This is a genomic window from Aurantimonas sp. DM33-3 (assembly GCF_014334315.1).
GTDB lineage: Bacteria > Pseudomonadota > Alphaproteobacteria > Rhizobiales > Rhizobiaceae > Aurantimonas > Aurantimonas coralicida.
The window spans coordinates 18,976-28,339 of sequence record NZ_JACSGS010000025.1 but is presented as its reverse complement, the minus strand read 5'-3'; the positions used below and the strand labels follow the sequence as shown (position 1 = coordinate 28,339).

Here is a 9,364-nt window from a genome sequence, read left to right as displayed (position 1 = left end):
GCCCGGCGCCTCAAGACCCTGAAGGGCCTCACGCCCTACGAGTTCATCTGCAAACGATGGACTTCAGAACCAGAACGATTCACGCTCGATCCAATCCACCAAATGCCGGGACTAAACACCTAGTCTCTCAAACTTGGTTTTCCTTTTTCGGAACCGTCGTCAAGCGAATGTGTAAAGAGTTCTCTGCCGCACCCATCTCCAAACTGATCGATCGCCGGGAAGGTGCATCGGTGCCAGTTGGCGAAAGGCTTCCAGCCGACCTCGTAGGCAACTCATCCTGCCCCGTCCCGTCAAGAATTCCGGCCGCCCGATAGCCAGCCCTGATCCATCGGGCGGAAGACTGAGCAAATGCTGGATGACAGCGCCTCGATTCCTCGGGACTTGCGGACGCGATAGGTATCATGAACAACGTTAAATTGCGCCCGATACTGGATTTCCCTAATATATCGCGCAACTGTGATGTTGCGCACATCTAGAGGGGCTCTTGGTGAAAATTGATTTCATTGTGAAATTTGAAGGCGACCTCGCCGACTCTCATCGAATTCCCGCATACGATGGCACTTCAAGCCTTCACGGGATCACAAGATCTATATTGATCCCGGCAAATTATCTGGTGGAAGGACGCGTGCGAAAACGGCGATTTGAGCCTACAGATATGCAGTTGAACGTCATCGCAACCCGGCCCGGAAGCTTTGAAACTGTTTACGAGCTTATCGTAAACCCTGCCGGCATGGCAATATTGGCCGGTATCGGCATTGCAACGTCCGATAGTATTAAGGCCTTCACTAAAGACTTTATTCAATCGGTCATCGACCGAGCGACGGGGCGGCGAGCAAAAGAGACCATCGAGCAGAAAGAGCTGACCGGCGCGATAAATCCTGGGGATCTGAATGCTCTTGTCGAGGCCGTGGAGCCAGCGCTCAAGGAAGCTCACAGGACAATCTCCAGGGGCGCCACCCAGATACTTATCATACAAGGCGATAATAATACAATACGCCTCGATAGTGAAACGAAACAATACGTAAATTCCACGATCGAAGAAGATACCCTGCGGGCAAAAATTGTCAGTGTCGCTGGATATTACACGACCTCTCGTTATGGTAGGGCATTCGATTTTGAAGAAGGGCGAACAATTCCATTTGAGCTTAATACGGATGCAGACCGTGAGACAGTTGAGGCCATATTTCAAAGCATGAGAGATTACGCTTTTAGTAGACTGGGGGATGATCTTCGCTCAGCCATCGCGATAAAATACCGGGCCCTCGTATCTACCGATGGACGGCTGAAGAAAATGAAGGTTTTGAAAGCTCGTCGAGAAATATCGAATTTATAACCGTGATACTGTCAATGTAGATCATGGAAGGAAGGATCCTCTACGCGCTGGAAGCAGGAGAGGGGCAGAACGCATCGCACTTGCGATCGGCATACCTCGCACACAAGCGAAGTTCGCCGAAAAGGCTGTTGAGCATCGGCGAAGAAGCGGGCGTGGGCTTGTCATGCCGGGTCACTGACGAGCGTTTCGAGCCGGCCGCGACCCATCTCGCTGTCAAGACCACGGAGCTCCCCACGGCCCCTCCTGAGTCTTGGCGGCCTATCCAATCGCACCGCCGACGGTTTTCGGGCTTTGATTAGCGGATCGCCAAGACGCGAAGACTCATCGCTCTGCTGCCCCCAAGGCTTTCGCAACACCACGAAATTTCTCCAGCGCGCGCTCAAGGCTGTCGACGACCCCGACAGCGGCCTCGTCCGGCGGGGGCAGGAGAGAAGGATCTTCGAGCGCGTCGTCTTTGAGCCAGAATAGATCGAGATTGACCTTCTCCCGCGCCAGAAGGGTTTCGACCGGATAGCTCTTGAAGCGTTCGCTCTCGCGACGCTCCCGTCGATTTGCCGAGGAATAGCTCGCGACGAAATCGTCGAGATCGTTGCGGGTGAGCGGGCGCTCCTTCAGTGTGAAACGCTTGTTGGTGCGCAGATCATAGACCCACAGCGTCTCCGTGGCATTTGCCTCCGACGGTGACTTCTTGTCGAAGAACAATACGTTCGCCTTCACGCCCTGCTTGTAGAAGATGCCGGTGGGCAGACGCAGAAGCGTGTGAAACTCGAAGTTCTTCAGGAGCCTGCGTCGAATGGTTTCGCCAGCACTGCCTTCGAACAGCACGTTATCCGGCAACACCACGGCGGCTCTGCCGTCTGGTGCGAGCACGGACATGATGTGCTGGAGAAAATTCAGCTGCTTGTTCGATGTCGTGACGAAGAAGTCCGGTCGGTCGTAGTCCTCGCGCTCGGTGTCGATTTCGCCGTCTGCGCCGATGATCCGAAAACTCTGCTTCCTGCCGAACGGCGGGTTGGCGAGAACGATGTCGTAAGCCTTGCCGCCGGCCCCGAGCAGCGCGTCCTTCTGTTCGACGATGGAATCGACACCTGTGATGCCGTGGAGATAGAGGTTCATCGCCGCCAAGCGCACGACCTCCGGCACGATGTCGATGCCCGAGAACTTGTCCTTCAGCTTCGAATAGACAGCCTTGTTGCGCGCCTCGGGGCGCGCCTTCATGTGCTCCCAGGCCGCCAGCAAAAAGCCGCCCGTCCCGCATGCCGGGTCATGAATTGTCTTGGTGGGAGCGGGATCAACAACTTCAACCATAGCGTCGATCACAGTGCGCGGCGTGAAGTATTGGCCAGCGCCGGATTTAACGTCCTCGGCGTTACGGGCCAGGAGGCCTTCGTAGATGTCGCCTTTGACGTCGACCGATAGGCCGAGCCAGGTCTCTCCGTCGATGAGGCCGACGAGACGCTTCAGCTTCGCCGGATCCTGGATCTCGTTCTGCGCCTTTAGGAAGATCGTGCCGATGATGCCGCCTTGCCGGGAGAGCTTCTCCAGCAGCTTGCCATAGGCGATGCCGAGCGGCTCGCCCGACAGGTCCCTGATGTCCGACCATCGATAGCCGCCAGGAAGCATCGAGGCCTCGCCGATCAGGCTCACCCGCTCGTCATCCATCTTGAGGAAGAGCAGATAGGAGATCTGGCTGATATATGCTTGGTAGGAAATGCCTTGGTCGCGCAGGACATGCGCGAAACTCCAGACCTTGGCGACGAGCGATTGAGAGTTCATTCCAAGCTCACTTCAAGCGCCAAAGGGTTTCGATCGCATCCGTCAGCTCGGCCTGACGGTGCTGAAGCGTTTCATTGGTCCAGATGCTCTCGGACAGCACCTTGCTGGTCAGGGCGAAATTCGCGACGCCCGCTCTCGTTGAGAAATATTTCTGCTTCTTATCGACGAAATCGTAGTTGCTCGCCTGTGAGTTCTTGCGGCGGGTCAAGAGCACTAGGTTTGCGAGCTTGTGGACCCATCTCGCCCGTTCCTCTTCGTCCGGAAAATCCTCAAGCCATTGGCTCCCCGTCGGCGGGCTTTGCGGCAGGACGTGCTCGACGCTAATGATGGGCGTATTGTAGACAGCGCTGCCGCCGGACAACAATTCATCTAGGCGCAGGAGCAGCGGGAGCCTGATCCGCGTCACCGTGTAGATGTCGCCAGCGAGAGCCGCCCGCACGGCGCGCTTGTCGTCGTTCGTCAGTTGTAGCGGCGAGGCATCGGCGAAGAGATCGTCGCCGGCCTGGATGGCGGTGAGCAGCCGGCCATAGCGGCGAATGCGCTCCGAGGCGTCGCTACGCATGAGGAACATGCCGTAGGCGAGCCGTTCGAGATCAGAGAGAAACAGCAAGATGAAGTCGGGGTCGCTGCGCTGGCGCGCGACAACTTCGATCGCCGCAGGCTGCCAGTCGAGATTGTCGAGTCGCGAGAGATTAGTGAGCTGGCTATTGATCGCATCGGCATTCTTGAAGCTCTGAAATGCCCGGTCGGTGATCTCCTCATAGGCGTCGGCATAGGGAGTGAGTTCGTCGTCGATGAAGCTCGCCGGCTGCAAGCGGGTCGGGACGTGGTCGCGAAACTCGGCGATCAGGGTCCCTTGCATCTTCTGTTTGCGATGAATCGTTCGGATGTGACCGAACAATTCGGCGAACCGCCCCCGGCCGAGCGCATCCTCCAGGTTCTCCCACTTCTGGGTATAGACATCCTGGAGATCGGCCAGCAGCGCGCCAATGATCTCTGCCTTGAAGATGTCGGCAGGGGAGAGATCGAGGCCTCGGGAGTTCATCACCGAGAAGATGCGGAAGGCCGATTCCTGGTCGGAGGCCGCTACGACTACGAGATAGCAGCGCTGCGCGAGATACATCGTCAACCGGCGCCGCTCGTCTTCCGACATTTCTTGCAGCCGGCCGCGCAGGAAGGCGGCGTTCTCAACCATGCGGGCCGGAGCATCCTTGAACTGGCGCCAGTCCGGCAAGGCGTTCGTCGCGCCTTCAGCCTGGATAGTCTTCAGAAAGAAGTCCGCGTGACGCTTACCGGTCGTCAGCCGGAAAACATCTGCCGTGCCTTTGATCGGATCGCCGGATTGGCAAACGTAGCCGTGGATCGCCGTCCCGATTTTCGCATCGGCCATATCGCGCAGCACGGCGAGCAGGATCGTCAGGGTCGTCAGCCGCTGCTGTCCGTCGACGACATCCGATTGTGGGTCCTGGGGATTCTTGATCAGCACGATACTGCCAAGGAAGTATGGGCTGGCATCGGCGACATTGCCGCTATGGCCACAGGCGGCGCGGATGTCCTCTAAAAGCTCGGCTGCCTGCTCGGTCTCCCAGGCATAAGGCCGCTGGTAGGACGGAATGCGGAAGAGATATTTGTCGCAGAAGATGTCGAGGATCGGCTTCTCGGAAGCCTCAATCGTATGGCGCGTCATGCTTTTCGCTTGGCTCCGGACTTGGGTTTGCGTCCGCGTCTTGATTTGGAGGGCTGCTGGCGCTCGCGGGCGAGGCGTTCAAGGAGTATGGCGGCGGGCTCGTCAGTGGAGTCTTGAGGAACGAGTTTGCCTTCGAAGGCGGCCTTCGAAATAGATGACCGAAGCTTGATTGATCTCGATAGCTCAGCTGTGATTACCATTTCCGATTCGGCAATCTCAGAAAGCATTCCCGACAGAATCGAGTTAATTTCCTGAATCTCCTCAAGCGGAGGCAGCGCTATTGTCATGCTTGCAACTTTGCTGGCGTTCAGCGCGGGCTGGTTGCCACCCTGACTTTCGCGCCGAGATGAAAAATATCTTTGCTGCAGGGAAGTATATATAAAATCCGGTGGGATTTCTGTCTTGGAAACCTTTATTGCCGCAACATTTTGATTATTGGCGGCCTCTATATCTAGAATTGCACACTGTCCGCGGGTTTTTCCTTCACCAATCATCGCCAAGAGAACCGTTCCAATAGGGTTTATTCGGCTAATATTCTTCCCGATGCTGGATCGCGATATTTTTTCTCTCGTGGAGGAGATGCGACAAAACGCAACCTCGCCGCTACTGACCCAAGGAACATCGCCATCCCACAATTCGGGTTTTGAGCGAGAAGGAGTAGATCCCGTGTTGACGTCAAACAGGTCTCCGAGACGTGCTCGAGCCCAACTCGAGGGCAATTTAGCCAAGCCTGTCTCTTTTATGGGAGTCAGGTCTTGTTTGCGGCGCTTCGTCGAAGGTCGCGCTTGCCGCTCCGCCCTGATCCGCTCAAGGAGATCGTGCCCGGTTTCCGGGGGCATATTCGTCTCGCGCCAGTCGCGAGTCAGCTCTCCCGTTACTGCGGCCTTCAGCAGCGAACGGCGAAAGATCTCCAGGCCCTGTCTGGCCTCTTCTAGAGCCGCTTCGCCCTCGGCAATCTCGGCGAACAAGGCATCGATCCGCTCGATGATCCGGCGCTGTTCGGCACGAGGAGGAAGGGGGATCGCGCTCGCGCGCAAGTAGCTGACCGGAACGCGAAGTTGGCCTGCTGAGCCGCTCATGTTCCGTTTTGCGACGGCTCGAAAACCGCGACTGACGAGCCAATACCAAAGATAGCGCTGTTCGACTGCGACCGGGCGAAGAACATGGAACTCCGTGGAGCCGGCGGCATAATCGCTGCCGAAGCCTGAAACCGGTGCAACCTTTCCGTTCTCCATGCAGGGAGTGATTTTAGCGAAGATCACGTCCCCTTCCATAAAGCGGACGTAGCCTTTGGCGACGTCCGAGACCTTTCGACGAGCAGAGGAATCCACGACGCCCGTCTCTTCGGACACGGCTGCCATAGGGATGAAGGGTATATCGTGGTCTTGTGGCAGGTCGTCGAAATTCGTGGCGGGATTGACCGGAGACACTGTCTCCAGCGTGGCCCAGCACCATCCGTCCGGCAAATGACGCGCCCTATCCGCCGCAAGGTGGCGCTGCGGCTCGACTTCAATTGCATCCATTACGCGACCAACACTTCCGTCAATTCATCGAGCAGGCCCGGCAGCCGCGCCCCGAACAGGGCGCGCGCGCGGATGAGCCCGCCGCGGGCGGCAAACTCCGGCGCCTCCACCACATCCTCAGGCCGGATCTCGATGTTGACCGCCAGATGGTCGCGAATCGCGGAAAGCCAGGCCCGCTGCTCCTCACTATAGTCGCGCCCTGCCTTCGCCTCCCGGCCAAGCCAGAGATTGAAGCGGCCGGCGACGAGAGACGAAAGCGGTTCGAGCGATTGCGTTTCACCGAGGGCATAGCGCACGAGCATGACGATGTCTGCCAGCGTTCCCGCCGGATTGCCACGGACGGCGTCAGCGTCGAGCCGCTTGTAGGCTCGCCAGATGTCAACCGGCTCCAACAGCCACGGCGGACGCCGCAACGCGTCGCGCAATTCGTCCACCGCCTCATAGGTCAGGCGCTTCTGGGCATAGGGGCGATGGTAGAGAATCTGAAGCGCGATCAGCGCGTCGCTCTTCTCCTCCAGGAATTGGCGAAAGCGAGCGACCGTGTCGCTGGCCCGCTGCTCGTCCCAGCCGGAGGAGACGACCGAATCCACCGAAATCGTGTCGATGCGGATATCGGCAGCGGCCTTCGCTTCCTTCAGGAGGTTGCGCAGTTTTGGATCGTCGAACAGCATGGCCGCGCGATCCTTGGCCGCGTCGCGAACATCCTGCCGCTCCTGATCCGTGGCGTCCTCGGCGAGATGAGCCAGGGTATCCGGATCGATCGCGTCAAGCATGCGGCCGGCGAGATCCGTCAGGTCAAGACCACCGGTCGCAGCGACAATAGCGGCGTGGTCTCTCTCGCTGACGCGCCGGTTCAGCGCAGACAAGCGGGCGGCGAACGTCGCGAAGGAATCGTCGTCACGCCGGCCGGCCGCGATCTCGTCGATCAGCTTGTCGAACGAGACCGAGCGCCTGCGTTCGAGCGGCTCCGAAATGGTCTTGAGGCTCTCGGAGACGCCAACCGCATCGATCAGCACGAAGCGGGTCTTCGCCTTCGCGTCGGGCGTGACCTGGCGCAGCTTTTCCGGGCTGATCGTGCGCGCGCCGCGTCCCTTCATCTGCTCGAAATAGAGCTCGGATCGGACATCACGCAGGAAAATCAACACCTCGATCGGCTTCACGTCGGTGCCGGTCGCGATCATGTCGACCGTAACCGCGACACGGGGGTTGTAGTCGTTGCGAAACGCTCGGATCAGCTGCTCGGGATCGGCCCCGTCGATCTTGTAGGTGATCTTTTTGGCAAAATCATTGCCTTTGCCGAAGACCTCACGCACGAGCGTGACGATTTCCTCGGCGTGGTGATCATCCTTGGCGAAGATCAGGGTTTTCGGCATGTCCTTTCGATCGGGAAAGAGTTCGCTGAACAAGGAATCCCGATAGGTTTCCAGAACGGTGCGGATCTGGTTCGGGACGACCACCGTGCGATCGAGCTGGCGCGCCGTATAGGCGAAATCCTCCGTCAGCGTTTCGTAGCGCTCGGCCCGCGTGCGCTTATCGCGCACAGGGAGATCATATCCGGCTTCGACGACGGATCCCCGCTCGCCGATCTCCGTCCGGATGCGGAAGATTTCGAAGTCGACGTTCACGCCATCGGCGACCGAGCGCTCGTAGGGATATTGCGCTACGAGATTACGGCCGAAGAAGCCAAGCGTATGAAGCGAAGGCGTGGCCGTCAGCCCAACGACGAAGCCGTCGAAATATTCGAGCACCTGCCGCCAGGTGCCGTAGATTGAGCGATGGCATTCGTCGGTGATGACGAGATCGAAACTCTCGATCGGCATCGCAGGATTGTAGGAGACGAGGCGCTCCTGTTCTCTTCCCACAGCTTCGAAGGCGGATACTTCTTCGTCCTCTTCGGCGAGTTCGGCTCCGGTCAGCGCCGAATAGACCCGCTGTATAGTGGAGACGACCACCTGAGCGTCCTTGTCGAGACCGGCGGAGCCCAGCTTCTGGACATTGTAGATCTCGGAGAAGGAGCGCCCCGTCCCGGGCGGCCTATAAGTGAGATACTCGTCCCGCGCTTGACGGACGAGATTGGCGCGGTCGGCGAGGAACAGAATGCGTTTGAAGCCTGCATGGGCAAGCAGGCGGTAGCTCAAGGTCGCAGCCGCAAAGGTTTTGCCCGCGCCTGTCGCCATCTGAACCAGGGCGCGGGGCTGGTTCGTCGCGAGCGATTCCTCAAGGCTGTTCACCGCGTCGATCTGACAGTCGCGCAGGCCATCTCTGACCAGTTCCGGCATGTGTTGGAGGCGCGTGCGGATGGTCTTCGCTTCGCGCAACCAGAGCCCAAGCGTCTCGGGCCTGTGAAATGCGAAGACGCGGCGGGATGTAGCGTCTGGGTCGGCGTGATCTCGAAACAGGATCTCGCTGCCGGAGGCCACGTATTCAAAACGGACCTGGCCTTCCTCGCGAATGAGGTGCCCCGGCATGTCGTGAATATATCGAGCTGCCTGATCGGAAAATCCGGACAGCGTCGTCCCCTCGGACTTGGCTTCGACGACGCCGCAAAGCCGTCGATTAACGAAGAGGGCGTAGTCAACGGGGCCGGATGCCGTCTGGAATTCACGCACCGCGACGCCCTGACCTGCGCCAAGGTTCATCTCTGCCCGGGATTGCACTGCCCAACCGCTAGCAATCAGCTGCCGGTCGATCTTGGATCGGGCTTGATCTTCGGGGTGGAAGGCGTCGTAGCTCACGCCGAGACATTATTCAGGGTTGTCAGGTTTGGGAAGCCGCCGCGCTCCGATTGCAGGCGAGCCCGTTGCAGTAACTGCGGTAGCCTAATTAGCCCGCCAGCGAGCCACACCCTCGGCACCCTCCCCCACATCGGTTCTCTCGGCCCGACGTCACGACGCCGTAAAAAGGCGCCTGCCCCACCGACGCTGCACCCGACAGGATTCGAACCTGTGACCTCTGCCTTCGGAGAGGAGCGCAGGCTCCACCAGCACGCCATCGCTTCTTGCCGTGCGCCCCCGGATCGGTTAGGGAGATTTCGGTCATGCCGAT

At 58.9% G+C, this 9,364-nt stretch carries 5 protein-coding genes and 1 pseudogene; 2 read left to right on the top strand and 4 right to left on the bottom strand.

All coding sequences use genetic code 11. The annotated features are described in order from the left end of the window. Both H9Q09_RS21105 and H9Q09_RS21100 read left to right on the top strand, forming a co-directional pair. Positions 1-123 (top strand): annotated as a pseudogene (locus H9Q09_RS21105) (IS481 family transposase); the annotation flags it as partial. Between the two features lie 364 nt (positions 124-487). Continuing rightward, the gene (locus tag H9Q09_RS21100; protein ID WP_187392689.1) at positions 488-1,333 is read left to right on the top strand and encodes a hypothetical protein; all 846 of its coding nucleotides are present in this window, start codon (positions 488-490) and stop codon (positions 1,331-1,333) included. 321 nt (positions 1,334-1,654) lie between these two features. Here H9Q09_RS21100 and H9Q09_RS21095 read toward each other — a convergent pair whose 3' ends face one another. From H9Q09_RS21095 to H9Q09_RS21080, 4 genes are read right to left on the bottom strand one after another with little or no spacing between them, the layout of a single operon-like run. Then, positions 1,655-3,109, bottom strand: a complete 1,455-nt coding sequence (locus tag H9Q09_RS21095) for a class I SAM-dependent DNA methyltransferase (protein WP_187392688.1) — start codon at positions 3,107-3,109, stop codon at positions 1,655-1,657. A gap of 7 nt (positions 3,110-3,116) precedes the next feature. After that, positions 3,117-4,796, bottom strand: coding sequence for a DUF262 domain-containing protein (locus H9Q09_RS21090; RefSeq protein WP_187392687.1), 1,680 nt, complete (start codon positions 4,794-4,796; stop codon positions 3,117-3,119). Then, positions 4,793-6,319, bottom strand: coding sequence for a restriction endonuclease subunit S (locus tag H9Q09_RS21085; protein WP_187392686.1), 1,527 nt, complete (start codon positions 6,317-6,319; stop codon positions 4,793-4,795). The genes H9Q09_RS21090 and H9Q09_RS21085 overlap by 4 nt, the downstream gene beginning before the upstream one ends. Further along, on the bottom strand, positions 6,319-9,054 hold the full coding sequence (locus H9Q09_RS21080; RefSeq protein WP_348646343.1) for a DEAD/DEAH box helicase family protein: 2,736 nt from the start codon (positions 9,052-9,054) through the stop codon (positions 6,319-6,321). The genes H9Q09_RS21085 and H9Q09_RS21080 overlap by 1 nt, the downstream gene beginning before the upstream one ends. Positions 9,055-9,364: the final 310 nt, after the last annotated feature.